We start from the raw sequence: 17,551 nt of genomic DNA, 5'->3' as shown, positions 1-17,551 counted from the left end.
TGAGCGGGCCGGGTGGCCGGCGGTGGGAAGGTGATGGGGACATCGTGTGCCGGAAGCGGTACGCGGGACATCACGCGGTCACGGGATAAGCGGCGCACGGGATAGGCGGCGCACGGGGTGGGGCCGCTCACGCGACGGGCGGCCTCACACGCGCCGCCGCAGACGCCGTGATGAGCCGACCGACTACGGGAGGCGGCTTCGGGGGAGGCGGTGTGGGGAGGCGGCTGGGAGAGGCGGCTTCCGCGAGGGGGCGCGGGGCGCGGCTCAGGTGACGAGGGCCGTCCAGTCGCGGTTCGGCGCGCCGCGCAGCAGCGACAGCGACTGGAGCGGATGGAATCCGTCGTCGTCCCACACCGGCGGGGCGCCCTGGGGCTCCGGCAGCCCGAACGCGGGCTGGCGCTGGGCCACGAGCCAGCGCTCGCAGCGCTCCGGACCGGCCGGCCGGGCCCCGAGGAGCGTGAGCGCGGCCAGCGCGTGGTGCGTCGCCGCGGACCCCGCCCGCCTCCCGGGCGCGTGCCCGAACCCGCCCGCCGCGGTCTGGAGGCCGCGCAGCCACTGGACGGTGCGCCGCTCGCCGGCCACCGGCAGGCCGAGGTGCAGCAGGGCGGCGACGGCCTGCCGGGTCGCGTGGGCGGTCGGGGGGAGGCCGGGCCGGTTGGCGTAGCCGCCGTCCGCCGTACGGCAGGCGGCCACGAACGCCGCGCAGCGCGCCGCCGCCACACCGTCGAAGGCCTGCGCGGGAGCGGCGGCGGGATCAGGGCCGCCCCCGGTGGGCCGCGCCACCGTCAGCGACGGCGCCCGCAGGACGCGCAGCGCCGCCAGGGCCAGGCCGGTGTGCCACACGTCCGGTACGGCTCCGGGCACCCCGCCGAACCCGCCGCGCGTACGGCGGCACGACAGCAGGTACCCGGCGGCCGCGCCGGGCCGCGCGGGACGGCGCCCCGCCAGGTGCAGGGCGAGCACCGCCGTGGCGGTGGTGGCGGCGTCGCTCAACTGCCCGGGGCGCACCCCGAAGCCGCCGTCCGGGTTCTGCGCCTCCTTGAACAGGGCCAGGAGTTCGGCCGGGGACGACCACTGGTCGCCGAGCAGACGCAGCATGGCCATGACACGGTAGGCGGCGGGGACGTCCAGGTACGCCAGGTCGGTCCGCCGCCCCCCGGGAACACTGCGCCCGGCCGGTACGACCCGCAGCAGCCGGTCGTGGTCCAGCGGCAGCGGCACATCGCCGTCGACCCGGGGCACCGGCGTCCCGAGCCCCCCGCCCCTGGCACCCCCGACCACCCACAACCCCCGCGCCCTCCGCGCCTCGCCCCGCGCCCTCGCCGCCTCGCCCCGCGCCCCGCCGAACCCACCGGCCGCCGGGTCGATCACGCCTGCCACCACGGCTGTTCGGCCCGCCGCCGGGTCCGTCCCGCCGGCCACCGGACCCGTCCCGCCGGCCACCGAGGCTGTTCCGCCCGCCACTGCGGCTGTTCGGCCTACCGCCGGGTCCGTCGCGCCCCCCGATGGTCCGGTGGCGGCGTCGTGGTCGAAGCGGGGCGACGCGGGGCCGAAGGCCAGCGCCACCAGCGCCTGGGTGCGGGCCGACTTGGCCTGTGGCGCGGGCGGCGGCGGGGCCGTACCGGCGGGCGCGGACGGTGGCGTCGGGCCCGCACCGAGCTGCTGGAACGTCAGGACGGCCGGTTCGTCCTCCGTGGCCCACAGATGGCCGATCGCACGGAAGACGCCCCCGTGCCGGTGGTCCGCCAGATCGGTGACCGCCCGCCCCGCCCACCGCAGCGTGTCCGCCGCCCCGAACCCGCCCGCCTCCAGCGCGCGGGCGGCCAGCGCGACCAGCGCGGCGTCCTCGGCGGTCTTCACCGGGAACGGCGAACCGCCCTCCGCCACCGCGAACGTCCAGTCGACCCGGGGCCTGCCGTCGATCGCCGCCCGGTCCCAGAACCCGCCGCCACCCGGGTCGTGGCAGCGGGCCACCACCCGAGCCAGCAGCGTCCGCGCCGACTTCAGGTACTGCTCCTCCGCCAGCAGCGTGCCCGCCCGCGCCAGCGCGTGGGCCACCCGCGCGGACGGCCCGCACAGCGCGGGCAGCGCCGACGCACGCGGCCACACGGACACGCCCTCGACGAGCTCGGACAGCCGGTCCGCGAGGACCTTCATCGAGGACGCGTCCACGCCGTCCTCGCCCGTCCGCGCCGCCACGTCCAGCGCCCGCACCGCCGCCGCCGTGGCCAGCGGCGCGCCCGCGTCACCGCCCCGTACAGGGCGCCAGTCCTCGGACAGCAGCGTCGGGAACCGCCCTTCGACCGCCGTGTGCAGACACCGGTTGAGGACGTCCACCGCCTGGGACCGCGTGGCGTCGCAGTCCAGCCGGTGCGCGCCCGCGAGCAGCGCCGCCCCGGCGTCGAGCTGGTGCAGCGGTGTCCGTACGCGACCGGTCGGCCGTGCCCGCCAGAACCGGTCGGCGCGTTCGGTGAACCCGGGCTGTCCGTGCCGGTCGATCAGTTGGCGCAGACCGTCCATCGCCACGGTCAGGTCCTCGGTGCTGCCGTGCTCGGCGAGCACGAGCACGGCCGCCGCCTGGGCGTCGAGATCCTTGTCAGGGGAGATGCGTACGCGCCCGGAGGGGACGGTCCAGCCGTGGACGCCCCCTTCGCGCCGGTCCAGCATGCGCGTGCGGAGGAACCGCAAAGCTGTCAGAGGCATGAGATTCCTGGGCTCCTAGGCTCCTGGTGTCTGGCTCCGGGGCCCCGGGACCACCTGGGGCCGGGGCGCTAGGTACCGACGGGCGACACAGGCGCCGCCGACGACGACACAGACGCCGCTGACGGCACCGGCGCCGCCGGACCCCCACCGTCCCGGTCCGCCCCGTCCCGATCGGCCGCGTCCCGATCGGCCGCGTCCCGGTCCGCCCCCTCCCGGTCGCCGTCGAGCAGCGCCGCCAGGGTCTCCGCGAGCACCGCCGAGCCGTTCCGTGTCAGCAGCGACTCCGGGTGGAACTGGAGCGAGGCGAACGAGGCGGCGCGCAGGGCGTGGACCTGCCCCGTCCGGCCGTCCCTGCACACCTCCACGGGCCCGGCCACGGCGTCGTGCCGCAGCACGTCGCCGTCGTACCGTGCCGCGAACGTGTTGTAGAAGCCCACGATCTCGGGCCGCCCGAAGAAGTCGACCTTCCGCTGGACGCCCTGGTTCGGGACGCTCCTGCGGATCAGCTCCAGACCGAGGAGCCCCGACAGCACCTGGTGCCCGAGGCACACGGACAGGAACGGGATCCGCCGCTCCAGCAGCCGGCCCGTGATCGCGCGCAGGGCGCCGATCCGCGGGTCGTCCGTGTCCCGGGGGTCGCCGGGCCCCGGACCGACGACCACCACGTCGTACCCGCCCGGGTCCATGTCCCGCGCCTCGTCGTGGCCGTGCACGGCGGCGTCCATGCCCAGCGCCCGCAGGTGCTGGGCGAGCATCGCGGTGAACGTGTCCTCGGCGTCCACGATCAGCGCCCGGCGCCCGCGCAGTGCGGGGACGGCGCGGGACGAGTCCCCGGACCGGTCGTCGCGCAGCCAGAACTCCGCCAGGTCGGTGTTGCGTTCGGCCAGCGCGCCGCGCACCTGCGGCAGGTCTCCGAGCCGCCCGCCCGCCCCGCCGCCACGAGCCGGGAACGGCGCACCGGAGAGCGCGGCGATCAGCCCCGCGGCCTTCGTGCGGGTCTCGGCGACCTCCGACGCGGCGTCCGACAGCCGGACCAGCGTGGCGCCCACGCCGACGCTGAGCCGACCGGCCGCGTCCACGTCCGCCGTACGGATCAGGATGGCCGAGTCCAGGGCGCGCCCGCCCTCCTCGTCCCGTCCGACGAGGGCCAGCACCCCGCTGTAGTAGCCGCGCCTGCCCGGCTCGTGACGGGCGATCACCCGGCACGCGTTCTCCAGCGGGCTGCCGGTCACGGTCGGCGCGAGCAGCGTCTCGCGGAGGACGTCCCGTACGTCCATCGTGCTCGGGCCCTCGATGAAGTACTCGGTGTGGGCGAGCCGTGCCATCTCCTTCAGCCGTGGCCCGACGACCCGGCCGCCGGTCCGGGCGCAGACGCGGGCCATCATCTTCAGCTCCTCGTCCACGACCATGGCCAGCTCGTCGGTCTCCTTGCGGTCCGCGAGGAACTCCATCAGTCCGGGCAGGCTCGGCCCGGACTCCGGGTAGCGGTAGGTCCCGCTGATCGGGTTCATCACGGCGACGCCCGCGTCCAGGCTGACGTGGCGCTCCGGCGAAGCGCCGATGAAGGTGCGGGAGCCGGTGTGGACGACGAACGTCCAGTGCGCGCCCGACTCGCTGAGCAGCAGCCGCCGGAAGATGGCCAGCGCGGTACGGGGCGACCAGCCGGCGACCGTCGCCGTGAACGCCCGCTTGATGACGAAGTTGGAGCCCGCGCCCCGGCCGATCTCGTCGGCGAGTACGCGGCGCACGGTCTCGGCGTACGTGTCGTCGTCGACGTCGAACCCGGCGTCGCGCAGATCGACGGGCGCGTCCGCGATCCGCGTGACGGCGTCGGCCACGGCCAGCGTGCCCTGCGCCCGTACGGACAGGGCGAGTACGGGTTCGCCGTCGTCCCGGCAGGCGAAGCCGCGCTCGGTGATCTGCCGGAATGGCACGACGGCCAGCAGCTCGTGCCGCGCCCCGCGCGGACCGCCACCCTCGCCAGGGCCTTCGCCCGGGCCGTCACCCGTGTCGTCGGGCAACGGCAGATCGGCCAGCAGCCGTACGTCGGTGACGTCTCCCGCCAGTACGTCGACGCGCTCGGGACCGGTGGCGGAACCCGGCCGGTGCAGCAGCGCGAAGGCGGGCGGTCCTGAATCGAGCAGTGCGTCCAGATCCACGTCGGACCCGTCAGCGGAGAAGCCCCATGACAGTGCGTCGGTCATCGTGTGCCTTCCGGTTCTGCGGAGATGAGGGGATGAGGGCGGCCGTGCGGGAGCGGACGCGTATGCGGGTACGAAGCCGCATGCCGAGTGCGGGATGCCGAATCGGGATGCGGGGCGCGGGATGCGGGGCGCGGGGCCGGCTCTCAGTGCCCGGTCACCCGGTCCAGGACCGCGTCCCAGTCGTCGGGCACGGTGTCGCCCTGCCAGGCGACGTGCTGGTCGGGCCGCACCAGCACCAGCGAGCAGCCCCACGCCTCCCGGATGGCCGCCGCGTCGTCCAGGGCGAGCCGCGTCACCGGCAGGCCCCGCCGCTCGGCCTCCTTCACGGCGGGTACGCCGTCCCCCGTACCGGACAGGTCCAGCAGCGTCAGCCCGGTGCCGAGGCGGTCGAACAGGGCGGCGCCGCCCGCCAGCCGGATCGACGGGAGCCGCCCGCCCGGCCACGGCTTCGGGGACACGCGCCGCCATTCCCAGCGGGGCGCCGGGCCGTCGGGGGCGCTCACGACGGGCGAGCCCGCGTAGCGGTAGCCGTGGTGGATGCCCACGTTGTCCAGCTGGTAGTCCTCCTGCTCCAGGAACCCGGCGAGCTGCTCGCGGGTGGCGCCGATGGACGTGAGCTGGGCGAACCGGCGCCAGACCTCCATGAGGTTGACGCACATCTCCCGGTTGAAGAGGGCGACGGGACGGCGCTCGGCCTCGTAGCTGTCCAGCAGCGCCGGTCCTCCCCAGCCGCCGACCACGGCGGCGAGCTTCCAGCCGAGGTCCACGGCGTCGCCCAGACCGGTGTTCGCGCCGTGCCCGCCCACCGGGTAGAACTGGTGGGCGCAGTCGCCGGCGAGGAAGACGGCGCCCTCGCGGTAGGCGCGGGCGACGGACAGGGAGCCCTGCCACTGGCTGACGTTCAGCAGCTCGTCCACCGTGAAGGAGCAGCCGAACCGTTCGTACATGACGGCCACCGGGTCTGCGGGGAACGGCTCGCCGTCCGCGATCCGGAAGCTGGCCGTCCAGGTGTCGGCGCCGTCGCGGGACACCAGGTTGAGGCCCTTGGCGGTGACGGTGAGGAAGTTCCTGCCGTGCCGGTTGAGCAGCGGGTCGGAGCTGCGGAAGTACAGCGAGCAGTGCCGGGTGGGCGGCGCGGCGACGTCCAGCGGCACGCCGACCACGTCCCGTACGGCGCTGCCCGCGCCGTCGCAGGCGACGAGGAAGCGGGCGCGCAGCGTGCGCGCGGCGCCGCCGTCGCCCTCCGCCACGGTGGCGGTCACCCCGCCGGGCCCCTGGTCGAGCCCGGTGAACGTCCAGCCCTCCCGCAGGTCGATCAGCGGGTGCTCGCGGGCGGCGCCGCGCACGACGTCCTCCAGCAGCGAGCCGCGCACCCGCTGGTACGCCTCCAACGGCTCGGAGCCGTCACCGGCGGCCGCGTACCGGGCGGCGGTCTCGGCGACGGAGGGGTAGCGCCAGATGGCGATGGGCGCCTCGTCGTAGCCGCGGGCGAAGAGGAAGTTGGACGGCTGGTCCCGGGCGACGCCCCGGGAGCGGATCTCCTCGGCGAGCCCGAGCCGGCGCAGCAGTTCCATGCTGCGCCCGTTGACGTAGTCCATCTTCGGGTACGGGGACGGCCGCAGCGACCGCTCCACGACGATGCTCGCCACGCCGTACCGGGCCAGCTCCAGGGCCAGGACCGAGCCGACGGGCCCGGCGCCGACCACCAGCACGGGAGTGTCGTGGGACGCGGACGCGGACCGCGGGTGTGCGCTCACGGCGGATGCTCCTTCGGACGCCGATGGGGAACGCCGGCGCCGGAAGCCGCCGACCCCCAAGAGACTCGCGGCCCGGCCCCCGCCCCGGCATCACGTCTTCACGTGATCTCACCCCGGGACCCCCGCCACCCGCGCCTCCGGGCCCACCGCCACCCGCGCCTCCGGGCCCCCGCCACCCGCCCGCTGCCCGATGCCCCGCCCCGGGCCCTCCTGCCCCGGACCTCCGGCCACCCCCGCCACCCCGCCACCCGCGCCCACGAGCCATCGCGCGTCCCACCCGCCCGCCGCCCCATGTCACGGCCCCACGCCCGACCGGCCTCCAGCCACGCCCGCCACCCGCGCCGCCGAGCCCCGAACCCCAGGCCCACGGGCCTCCCGCCCCCGTCGCCACCCGCGCCCCGCCGGGCCGCCGCCTCCTGCCGCATCCCGCGCCCCCGCCGTCTCCCGCAGTCCGCGGGCCGGCGCCCCGAGTCCCGTACACCTGGGTTGGGTGTGCGGGTGTGCGGGCATGGAGGTGCCCGGGCGGTTTCCGTGGCGCTCGCGTCGCGCACGGGACCACCCGGGCGGGGCCCGGTCTCCCGGTCGGATCACCCCCGCGAATCCGCCCGTCGTCCGCCGTTTTTCGGGGAGCCCCGGCCCCGACGCCCCCGCTGGATCACCTCTCCTCGTGCCGTGTCAGGCCGCGCCCGCCGTCTGGGCGGTCTCCCCGGACTCCTCCAGGTACGCCGCGAACCGGCGCGTGAGTTCGACCCGGCTGTGCACGCCCAGCTTCGCGAAGACGTGCCGCAGGTGGCTGTCCACCGTGTGCGGGGACAGGTACAGCTGGTTGGCCACCTCCCGGTTCGTGAGCCCCTCCGTGACCAGTTGGGCCACGCGCAGTTCGGAACGGGTCAGCGTGGAGCGGGCCGGCAGCGTGCCGATGGCGTCCCGGTTCGTGACCTTGGACCGTACGCCGAAGCCCCGCAGGGACTTCGCCGCGCGCGCCGCGTCCCGTTCCGTACCGCTCGCCGTGTACTGGGCGACCGCCTCCTCCATGAGCGCGACCGCCCGTTCCCGGTTGCCGGCGGTGTGCTCGGCGAGCGCCGTGTCCTCGAACGCCGCCGCGCGGGCCAGCAGCCGGGGGCTCGCCCGGAAGTGCGAGGAGGCCAGCCGCAGCGCCTCCAGGTCACCGAGGAGCAGCCCGCGGGCGTGCGCGGCGGCCCCGGCGATCGACGCGACGCCGGGGTTGCGGTCCCGCAGGCTCTCCGCCGCCACGACCACCGCCTCGGCCCGGTCCAGCGCCGACGCCCCCGCCCGCATGGCGATCCGCACCAGAACGGGCGCCGCGCCAGGGTCGTTGGCGAGCAGCAGCATCCGTTCCGGCGTCCGGTCCAGGACCGGGGTGAGCGTGTCGAGCGCCGCGTGGTGGTCGCCGACCGCCTCGTGGAACAGGGCCGTCGGCCACGTCTGTTCGGCGGGGCCGACGCTGATCCCGTCCTCGACGAGGCTGTTGATCTGCCGCAGATGGCCCCGGGCGACGGACAGTTCACCGCGCCGGATCGCCATCTGCGCCAGCAGTCCCAGCAGCGGGACGGTCAGCTGCAGCGCCTGGAGCTGCTGTGTGATGCGCAGCCCGGCCTCCGCCTCGGCCTCGGCCTCGGCGAGCCGCCCGTCCAGCATCCGCAGTTCGGCCCGGTAGTAGTGCCACAGCGGCTGCGACCAGGCCGTACCGAGCTGGGTTGCCTCCCGCTGCCCGGTCAGGTAGATCATGTCGGCCTCGTCGAACCGGTCGACGGTGACCAGCCCCCGCGCCAGCCACAGTCGCGGGTGGCGGTGGCGGACCTCGCCGCCGCCCCGGTCCGCGGCCTCCACCGCCGCGACCGCGTGCGAGACGGACGCGTCCAGGTCGCCGCGCCCGCGCGCCGCGACACTGCGCGCGACCGTGCCGAAGACCAGCGCCGACGCCGAGTCCTCCCCGCACGCGGCGGCCAGCGCCGCCGCCTCGGCGCCCGCGCGGTCGGCGCCGTCCAGGTCCCCGACGTACAGCAGGGCGTGCGCCTGGATGGCGAGGAGTTGCGCCCGGGACGCGTCGGGCACGCCGCGCCGCGCCAGCGCCCGCCGGGTGTAGCGGATGACGGCGGCGTTCTGCCCGGCGTGCTTGAGCGCTTCGGAGAGGCCGAGCAGCAGCGCGGCCTCCGTCCGCGCGTCGAGCCCGCTGCTGAGCGCGGACTCGCCCAGTTCCTGCGCCTCGCGTAGCCGCCCGGCGCAGGCGAGGAGCCGTACGGCGTCGGCGGTCAGGCCGGCCCGGGACGGATCGTGGGCGTCGATCAGCTTCAGCATGCGCAGGATCAGGTCGGCGGCGGTACCGGGCGCGTGCGGGGCGATGTCGGTGGCCGCCTCGCGCAGCACGGTCAGCGCCTGTCCGTCCCCGGCGTGGCCGCTGCGGATGAGGTGCTCGGCGACCTCGATGGGGGAGCGCCCCTCCTCCCGTACGACCACGGCGGCCTCACGGTGCAGGGCGAGACGTACGGACTCGTACATCTTCTCGTAGACCGCCTCGCGTATGAGGTCGTGGCTGAACGCCAGGTCGGTGCCCTGTTCGACCAGCGTCCCGGATTTGAGGGCCTCCTCGACGGCCAGCACCAGGCCGGTCGCGGAGCAGCCGACCAGCCCGGCGGCCTCGTGCATCGTGAACGGCCGGCCGAAGACGGAGGCGACCTCGACCAGCCGGCGCGCCTCGGGCGACAGGTCCTTCATCCGGTGGTGGACGGCGCCGAGGAAGTCGGCGGGGAGCCCCCCGGACACGACGGTCGCGGCCCCGTCCGCGATCAGGACGCGCCCCGCGTTCCGTACGGTGATGAGCAGTTGCTCCAGCAGGAACGGGTTGCCGCCGGCGCGGTCGGCGAGCGCCAGCACCGAGGGGTCGGGCGCGGCCCCCAGGATGCGGGAGCTGAGCTCGGCGACGGCGTCGTCGCCGAGCGGGCCGAGCGGGACGCGCTGCGCGCACTCGCCGATCAGCCACTCGATGGCGTCCTGCGCCGCCGACCGCGCGGGCACGGGGCGGCGGGCGAGGAGCCACAGGACCGGCGACGAGAACAGCTCGGGCACCAGGATGCGCAGGGCGAGGGCGGTGAGTTCGTCGGCCCATTGGGCGTCGTCGAGGACGATCAGCATCGGGCGGTCGTGGGCACAGCTCTCGATCAGGTCGCGCAGTTCGTCGATGAGCCAGAAGCGGTCGCCGCCCGCGCTGCCGAGCGCGGCGATGTCGAGCCCCGGCAGTTCGCCGCGGCGGAGCGCGGTCAGCAGGGGCGTGAGCGGGGCGACGCGGTCGAGTTCGGCGGCCCGCCCCACGGCCACCAGCATGCCGAGCTCTTCGGCCTCGGCCGTGATCACGTCCAGCAGGCGGCTCTTGCCGATGCCGGCCGGACCTTCGATCACCAGGCAACCACCCGTGCCTTCCACTGTTGTCGTGAGGGTGGCTCTCAGTTCGGACAATGTGCTGTCCCTGCCCACCAAGGAAGCTCTGGCCGTGCGCAAAGTCAGATCCCCTCTCTCCCGTTGTCGTGGCCCGGGGGAAGGTCGACAGCCAGGGCGAGCCTGTCCGTCGCAGGGCAACGGGGACCGCGTGAGCAGCCCCGTGCCACCGCCCGTCGGCCGTGCTCTCCCCCGAGTCCCGCTTCCGCGGGCCAACGATTGTTCTCCGTGAGCGGCCACCACCCTGCATTGTGGACAGTCAAAGAGACAATCTTGATTCAACAACCGACGCGCTGAGTTCACTCTATCCATTTGAATGATCACGAGTGGTCACATCCAAAACTGACTTCTCGTCAACTGGTGCAGAGGCCGGCATTCCGCCCGGCTGGTGCGCTTTTAATGGCGCGATCCCGACCGTGAATGCTCGCCTCCGTCAGGAGGGTCGCCGTTCAGAACTCATGACCGGCCAAGCTGATTCAACATTCAATGGATATCGCTGGCTGGAATGGGATGCCCTGTCGGCGGGGGGTGGATGGGGGTCGCCGGGTGGCCGGAAGGGTGTCGTCGGTACCGGCGGAGTGGGGTGGGTCACTCCCTCAAGTGTCACGCCCCTGAGCGGTTTTCAGCCAAAGGTGACCGACGGGAGGTTGCGCCGTCCGCGCTCCTCTGCCTCTTGAACTGAGCTTCACGCCCTGTGTACTTTAGGCCGCGTACACCGTGTGTAGTTCCTGAGTGGGCCGACGGGCGGGGCATGTCCGTCCACGGCTCCGACGCCGAACCGAAGGCAGGTAGTGATGACCACCTCAGCCTCTCCGCGGACCATCCGTCCCGGCATGTGGCAGGCGGACCGCGGTGCGACGACGGCGACGTTCGCCGTCCGCAACATGCTGCTCATGACCGTCACCGGCACGATCCCGGTGACCGGCGCGAGCGTGCGTGTCGCGGCGGACGGCACTCCCACCGAGGTCGTGGCCGAGCTGGCGCCCCAGGGCTTCAGTACCGGCAACGACAAGCGTGACGAGCATGTGCGTGGCCCCGAGTTCCTGGACGCGGCGGCGCATCCGGTGATGCGCTTCACGTCCGAGCGGATCGTCGCGACCGGGGACGGCTGGACGGTCGTCGGCTCCCTCGCCCTGCGGGGGGTCACGACCACCGTCGAACTGGCCGTCACGGTCACGGAACTGGGCGGCGAGAGCGCGCGCGTCCGCGCCCGGGGCCGGATCGACCGGCACCAGGCGGGCGTCACGGCGATGTCCAACCTGATGATCGGCAAGGACGTCGCCATCGACCTCGATGTGACGCTGCGGCACTCTCTCCAGGACTGACCACGGCCCGCACGCCCGCGCACCCGCGCGGGCGTGCGCGGGACGCACCGTACGCGCCGACACGCCCGACGCACGGCACCGCGCGTCCCCACGCACCACACAGCACCACACAGCACCGCACGGCACCGCACCGCACGGCGCCGCACGGCAGCGCCGTACGCACCACGTCACACCGCACCGCACCGCACGGCGCCGCACCGCGCCGCGCCGCGTCGAAGGGACGACTCGGCGCGTCCGCGACCGACCGGAATTCGGTCGAGGCGCCCCCTGCCGGGCCGGCGGCATCGCCCGCCCGCTCGTGGACGCGTCCGTCGTCCGCCCGTTCTCACGGCCCATGAGGCCGCCGACGGAAGGCGAGAGCGCCCACGCGCCCCCGCCGACCGCTGGTGCGTCCGCGTGCCGTATTCCTCACCCCGCCGGCCCTCTCGAGGTAAACCGGCGCGGGAATTCTCACCATGCGTCCGACGGGTCCGACGGAACCCGTGTGGCGACCAATACCGCGTGAATGGACAGCAAAGTCAACTGATCGGGGGGTGGGCAGGCATATGCCTGACGGTAATGAATTGACGATGATGCTCTTCCTGCAATTGGCGACCGTCCTCGTGGCGTGCCGTGCGGTGGGGCTGCTCTTCCGGCGGCTGGGGCAGACACAGGTCGTCGCCGACATGGTGGCGGGCTTCCTGCTGGGGCCGACGCTCCTGGGGTTCGTGTTCCCGGCCATCCAGGACCATCTGTTCCCGACGGCCGTCCAGCCGCCCGGCGGCGGTGAGTCGATCACCCACCCGTCGCTGCACGTCCTGTACGTCATCGGGCAACTCGGGCTCGTCCTCTACATGTTTCTCGTCGGCCTCGCCTTCGACAACGGGCTCCTCGTGCGGCACCTCAAGGAGTCCGCCACGGCCTCTGTCGCCGGCATCATCGCCCCCGTGGCGGTCGGCGGCCTCATCGGCTGGCAGCTCGCCAGCGGCGACACCTTCTTCCCGGACAGCGTCGCCCCCTGGCAGGCGGCCCTGTTCGTGGCGGCGGCACTCGCCATCACCGCGTTCCCGATGCTCGCCCGGATCGTGTACGAGGAGAAGCTCACCCGCACCAAACTGGGCACCGTCGCCGTGGCCTGCGCGGCCGCCGACGACGCGGCCGCCTGGATCCTGCTGGCCGTCGTGGTCGCCGCCGCCAAGGGCGACCCGCAGGTGGCCGTCATCGCGGTGGTCGGCAGCCTCGTGTACGGGGTGTTCATGACCACGGCGGGACGCAGGCTGCTGACCCGGCTGGGCAGGTGGGCCACCACGACCCGCAACGGCCCGCCGGAGTCGGGCCTGCGGCCCGAGGCCCTCGGCCTGGTGACCGTCGTCCTGCTGCTGTGCGCCTGGTTCACCGAATGGACCGGTGTCTACTCGGTGTTCGGGGCGTTCATCCTGGGCGCCGTGATGCCGCGCGGGGTGTTCGCCGAGGAGCTGCGGCGCCGGATCGAGCCGGTCACCGTCCATATCCTCCTCCCGGTGTTCTTCGTCTACTCGGGCCTCAACACCGACCTCAACGTCCTGGTGGACCCGACCGTCCTCATGGTGTTCGCCGTGGTCCTGGTCGCCTCGTTCGCCGCCAAGGGCGGTGCCTGCACGCTCGCCTGGCGTGCCACGGGCAGCTCATGGCGGGACGCGGCCGCCCTGGGCTCCCTGATGAACGCCCGCGGCCTGATGGAGCTGATCCTGCTCAACGTGGGCCGTGCGGAAGGGCTCATCACGGTGGAGCTCTACACGGTGCTGGCCCTGATGACGGTGGTCACCACCATGTCGGCGTCGCCGCTCTACCGCCGCATTCGGCGCGGCGCGCCCCCGACGACACCACCGGAGGACCCGTCGGCCCCCAAGGCGCTCCCGGAACCGGCGATCCCCCGCTGACCGTCGGCGGCAAGGCCGTCAGGCCGCGCGACGGCCTGACGGCCTGACCGTCCAACTGCCCGACCGCTTGACGGCCTGACGGCCTGACGGCTCGACCGCCTGACGGCGCCCGACCGTCCAACTGCCTGACCGCCTGACCGCCTGACCGCCTGACCGCCTGACGGCCCGACCGTCCAACTGCCTGACGCCTGACCGCCTGACCACCTGACGGCTCGACCGCCCGGCCGCGGTGGGCGATTGGCCCGGCTTCCCCGGCCTGGAATGGACCAGGCCGGGGAACGGCGGCGGATCTACCGTCGCCGACATGCCCCGAACCTTCCCCCGTCTCGGAGCGGCGCCCCGGGCGCTGGCCGTGGCGCAGTTGAGCAACTCCGTCGGTGACGGCGCGTTCTACGTCTGCTCGGCGCTCTACTTCTCCCGGATCGTCGGCCTGTCCGCCGGCCAGATCGGCATCGGCCTGACCGTGGCGTGGGCGGTGGGATCCATGGCGGGCGTGCCGCTCGGGCAGCTCGCCGACCGCCGGGGGCCACGCGGAACCGCCGTACTGCTGGCCCTGGCCACCGCCGCGACGGTGGCCTCGTTCCTCCTCATACGGTCCTTCGCGCCGTTCCTCGTCGCCGCCTGCCTGTACACCACGGCCCAGTGCGGTCTGGCGGCCGCCCGGCAGGCCCTGCTGGCAGGGCTGGTCGAACCGGCTGCCCGTACGGGCGCGCTGGCCGCGCTCCAGTCCACGCTGAACGCGGGGCTGGCTGCCGGAGCGGGGATCGGCGGGCTCGCCCTGTACGCGGGCACGCGCACGGGCTACCTCGCGGTGTTCGCGCTGGACGCGCTGTGCTTCCTCGGCTGCGCGCTCGTCCTGCGCCGCCTGCCGCACGTGCCGGGCACCGTGCCGCCGACGGGTGGCGAGCCCCGGTTCGCGGTCCTCCGCGACCGCCCGTACGTCCTGGTCACCCTGGTGAACGCGGTACTGCTGCTGCGCCTTCCGCTGCTGAGCCTGGCGCTCCCGCTGTGGATCGTGGAACGCACCCAGGCGCCCGGCTGGACGGTGTCGGCGCTGTTCGTCCTCAACACCCTGACCGTGACGCTCTTCCAGGTCCGTACGGCCCGGACGGTGACGGGCACGGAGTCCGCGACCCGCGCGGTGCGCCGCTCCGGCGTCGTCATCCTCGCCTCGTGCGCGGTCTTCGCGGTCACCGCGGCTCCCGGCCTGTCCGCGTGGGGGGCCGTCGCCGTCCTGGTCCTGGGGTCGGGGCTCCAGGTGATCGCGGAGATGTGGCACTCGGCCGGGTCCTGGCAGATCGGCTTCGGGCTGGCCCCGCGCGACCGGATCGGCCAGTACCAGGGCTTCTACGGCGCCGGCGTCCCGCTGGCCCGTACCCTCGGCCCGGTCCTGGTCACGACCCTGCTGATCACCTGGGGCGTCCCCGGCTGGCTGACCCTGGGCGCCCTCCTCCTCGCAGCCGCCACGGCCATGACCCCGGCGGTCCGCCACGCCGAACGCCGCGCGGCGGCGGAGGCTCCCGGACCGCGCCCCGAGGGGCCGGAGAACGACGACGGCGGCACGTTCGGGGCCACCGCTCGGCGGAACAGCCAGACCGCCGCCACCGCCAGACCCGCCAGCCAGGCCAGGGCGATGAGGAGCGGACCGGTCTCGTCGAACCCCGGGGTGAGGGCGGCGTCGATCAGGACGCGGCCTGAGCCGTAGCCGGGCAGGGCGTGCGCCCAGCCGGGCGGGGTCGGTCGGAGCATGGGGCTCTGTGCGATGCCCAGGTCCAGGAAGGGCACGAGGAAGGCGATCAGGATGCCGCCGAGGCGTCCGAAGAGCGGCCCGATGAGGACGCCGACGAGCGCGTAGGTCAGGGCGATGAGAACACTGGCGGCGATGTAGAGCGGCCAGTTCCGGGCGTCGAAGACGGTGGCGGTCACGGCGAGGGAGGCGGCGGTGGCCGCCAGCGCGCCCGTGGCGACGACGGCCAGCCGGGAGGCGAGCAGCGCCGTGGGGCGGAACCCGGCCAGCGACAGGCGCCGGTCGGCCGAGCGGGCACCCAGGATCACGAACAGCCCGGTCAGAGCGGCGAGCGACCCGATGGCGATGGGGGCCATGGTGCCGCCGTGGATGTCGGGCAGCCAGGCCCGCTGCGAACCGGTGCCACCGCCTTCGCGCACGGTCAGCGTGGTGTACTCGCCGGGTGTGGTGGCCACCGCCAGAAGGACGAACACGACGGGGACGGCGGCGAGGAGGACCCACAGCACCCGGTTGCGCGAGGCTTCCCGCAGCCCGGCCCGCACCCCCGCGCCCAGCTGCGCGCGCGGCGAGCCGGGCGGCGCGCGGTGCGCGGCGCGGTGGGTGCGGCTGGTGGTGGTGATCACCGTCCAGGCCACGGCGACGGCCGCCGCAGTCCAGACCAGGGCCCACCCGAGGTCGCCGGGACGCCCGCCGTGGCCGGACGGCAGGTCGACCATCCACAGCGTGACGAAGTGCGTCGGCAGGACCCTCGTGAAAGTGCGGTCGGCCGCGCCAAGGACGGGACCGAAGAAGACGTCCAGGATCCATACGAACAGCACGAGCACGGTGCCGTTGACGGGGTCGGCCACCAGCGCCCCGATGAGCGCGCCGATCGCCAGGTAGATCACCGCGAACATGACGGTCCCCGCGACGACCCGCCCGGGTGCGTCCCCCAGCCCGGTGCGCACGGCGAGTGCCACCACGGCAGCGGCGGCGGCTACCAGCGCCAACGCCAGTCCCGCCGCCAGGCGCGCGGCCATGAGCCGGGACGGGGCGAGGCCCGCCACGACCAGGCGGCGGTCGGCGGCGCGGGCGCCGCGCAGCTGGAAGTACATGGCGGTGGCGGCGATGAAACCGGCCGCCCAGCCGGCGGTGGCCGTCTGCACAGCCGGGCCGCCGGGCCCGCCGAGCAGTTCGGCGGTGTCGGCCAGGGGACCCGCGGCCACCACGACGAACACCACCGGCACCACCACGAGCACCAGCGGGTTCATCGGGGTGCGCGCGGCGTCCGCGAGGAACCGCCGGGTGAGCAGGACGCCGGTCATCGCGGCACCGCCCGCCCGTCGCGCAACTGGACGATCCGGTCGAAGCGCTCCTCGTCGGTGACGAAGTGACTGATGATCAGCACAGAGCGGCCGGCCCGCCGGCGCTCGGCCACCAGGTCCCAGAACTTCAGGTACGTGTCGAAGTCGAACCCGGCGTACGGCTCGTCCAGCAGCAGCACCTCGGGATCGGGCGCCAGCGCCAGCCCGAGGTTCAGCTTCGACAGCGTGCCGCCCGAGAGCCGGTCGGCGCGGGCGGCCGCGTACCGTTCGAAGCCGAGCCGGCTGTAGACGGCGGCCCGTGAGGCGCGCTCGGCCTCCGGGGAGAGACCGTAGGCACGGCCGAACAGCTCGAAGTGCTCGTCGCAGGTGAGCCGTTCGTACACCACGGGTTCCTGCGGGCAGTAGCCGATCCGCCCGGCACGGGTCACGGTTCCGTCGTCCGGGGCCAGGTCACCGACGAGGATCCTCATCAGCGTGCTCTTGCCGGAGCCGTTCTCGCCGACCAGGCCGACGACCTCGCCTGCGGCCAGTTCCAGATCCACCCCCTTGAGGACCGGTGTGCGGCGCCGTACGGGCCACACTCCTCTCCCGTGCGCCTTGACGATCCCCTGGGCCCGCAGCACCACGGCGCCGGCCGTGGCCTCGGCACGGGCATCCGCCGTCGGTGGCGTGTGTGCTGGAACGCCGGTCATGTCGTCCTCCCGGTGGCCGCGCGCCTGACCCCGGCCGGACCCGGCTCCGACCGGACCGGGCCAGGGCCGAACCTGGCTTCGACCGGACCCGGCCCGGACCGCTCGCCGGAACCGCGACCGCCGCCGTGTCCACCGCCTCCGCCGCCGTGTCCGCCACCGCTGCGGTGAGCGCCACCGCCGCCGTGTCCGCCGAGCGCGCCGCGCATCGGGGGCCTCCTTCAGCGGAGGGCGGGGCCGCGAGCGCGGCCCGTGGGGCTTCGGGGCGCGACGGCGCCCTCGGTGGGGTCCGCCCGTCGTCCCTCTTCCTCTTCGATCGTCTCCCCGCCGAGCCCGGGTGAGGGGGGCCGGAAGGCCCGCGCGCGGGGCCGCCCGTCCCTGTCCGGCCCTCTCCCGGGACATCTCCCCAGCACCGTCACCGTGCTCGTGTGAGGCATCCGGCCCGGTCGCGGCCGGTCGTGCCGGTCGGCG

The 17,551-nt window shown here is 74.5% G+C and carries 8 protein-coding genes and 1 pseudogene; 3 read left to right on the top strand and 6 right to left on the bottom strand.

Annotated elements, in window-relative coordinates:
- Positions 1 to 264: 264 nt before the first annotated feature.
- The 4 genes from ACGF5U_RS04305 to ACGF5U_RS04290 all read right to left on the bottom strand — a co-directional run bounded on the left by ACGF5U_RS04305 (position 265) and on the right by ACGF5U_RS04290 (position 10,429).
- Entirely contained in the window at positions 265 to 2,703 is a 2,439-nt protein-coding gene (locus ACGF5U_RS04305) for a prenyltransferase/squalene oxidase repeat-containing protein (RefSeq protein ID WP_392712808.1), read from the bottom strand.
- A gap of 68 nt (positions 2,704 to 2,771) precedes the next feature.
- Entirely contained in the window at positions 2,772 to 4,907 is a 2,136-nt protein-coding gene (locus ACGF5U_RS04300) for an anthranilate synthase family protein (protein WP_392712807.1), read from the bottom strand.
- Positions 4,908 to 5,050: 143 nt separating this feature from the next.
- A complete protein-coding gene (locus ACGF5U_RS04295) occupies positions 5,051 to 6,664 on the bottom strand; it encodes an FAD-dependent monooxygenase (RefSeq protein WP_392712806.1) in 1,614 nt (537 codons plus the stop codon).
- Positions 6,665 to 7,339: 675 nt separating this feature from the next.
- Positions 7,340 to 10,429: an AAA family ATPase gene (locus tag ACGF5U_RS04290; RefSeq protein WP_392712805.1), complete on the bottom strand. Its 3,090-nt coding sequence runs from the start codon at positions 10,427 to 10,429 to the stop codon at positions 7,340 to 7,342.
- A gap of 482 nt (positions 10,430 to 10,911) precedes the next feature.
- Here ACGF5U_RS04290 and ACGF5U_RS04285 point away from each other — a divergent pair, with 482 nt between their 5' ends.
- From ACGF5U_RS04285 to ACGF5U_RS04275, 3 genes are all read left to right on the top strand, one after another.
- Positions 10,912 to 11,442, top strand: a complete 531-nt coding sequence (locus ACGF5U_RS04285; protein WP_392712804.1) for a YceI family protein — start codon at positions 10,912 to 10,914, stop codon at positions 11,440 to 11,442.
- 569 nt (positions 11,443 to 12,011) lie between these two features.
- A complete protein-coding gene (locus ACGF5U_RS04280) occupies positions 12,012 to 13,340 on the top strand; it encodes a cation:proton antiporter (protein WP_392818327.1) in 1,329 nt (442 codons plus the stop codon).
- A gap of 304 nt (positions 13,341 to 13,644) precedes the next feature.
- Positions 13,645 to 15,045 carry an MFS transporter gene (locus tag ACGF5U_RS04275; RefSeq protein WP_392712802.1) on the top strand — a complete coding sequence of 467 codons (1,401 nt, stop codon included), beginning with the start codon at positions 13,645 to 13,647 and terminating at the stop codon, positions 15,043 to 15,045.
- Positions 15,046 to 15,722: 677 nt separating this feature from the next.
- Here ACGF5U_RS04275 and ACGF5U_RS04270 read toward each other — a convergent pair.
- Together ACGF5U_RS04270 and ACGF5U_RS04265 are read right to left on the bottom strand one after the other, a co-directional pair.
- A pseudogene (locus ACGF5U_RS04270) lies at positions 15,723 to 16,181 on the bottom strand (ABC transporter permease); the annotation flags it as partial.
- A gap of 206 nt (positions 16,182 to 16,387) precedes the next feature.
- A complete protein-coding gene (locus tag ACGF5U_RS04265; protein WP_392712801.1) occupies positions 16,388 to 17,083 on the bottom strand; it encodes an ABC transporter ATP-binding protein in 696 nt (231 codons plus the stop codon).
- Between the last annotated feature and the right edge of the window lie 468 nt (positions 17,084 to 17,551).

The organism is Streptomyces sp. NPDC047886, assembly GCF_043204435.1.
Lineage (GTDB): Bacteria > Actinomycetota > Actinomycetes > Streptomycetales > Streptomycetaceae > Streptomyces.
Note: the sequence above shows the minus strand (reverse complement) of the source record. Positions and strands in the feature narration are given on the sequence as shown.

What these genes read in the sequence shown, in the direction of transcription:
- ACGF5U_RS04290 (WP_392712805.1), bottom strand. Translation starts at nt 10,429, where the DNA reads ATGGATAGAGTGAACTCAGCGCGTCGGTTGTTGAATCAAGATTGTCTC.
- ACGF5U_RS04280 (WP_392818327.1), top strand. Translation starts at nt 12,012, where the DNA reads ATGATGCTCTTCCTGCAATTGGCGACCGTCCTCGTGGCGTGCCGTGCG.
- ACGF5U_RS04275 (WP_392712802.1), top strand. Translation starts at nt 13,645, where the DNA reads ATGCCCCGAACCTTCCCCCGTCTCGGAGCGGCGCCCCGGGCGCTGGCC.
- ACGF5U_RS04305 (WP_392712808.1), bottom strand. Translation starts at nt 2,703, where the DNA reads ATGCCTCTGACAGCTTTGCGGTTCCTCCGCACGCGCATGCTGGACCGG.
- ACGF5U_RS04265 (WP_392712801.1), bottom strand. Translation starts at nt 17,083, where the DNA reads ATGACCGGCGTTCCAGCACACACGCCACCGACGGCGGATGCCCGTGCC.
- ACGF5U_RS04300 (WP_392712807.1), bottom strand. Translation starts at nt 4,907, where the DNA reads ATGACCGACGCACTGTCATGGGGCTTCTCCGCTGACGGGTCCGACGTG.
- ACGF5U_RS04285 (WP_392712804.1), top strand. Translation starts at nt 10,912, where the DNA reads ATGACCACCTCAGCCTCTCCGCGGACCATCCGTCCCGGCATGTGGCAG.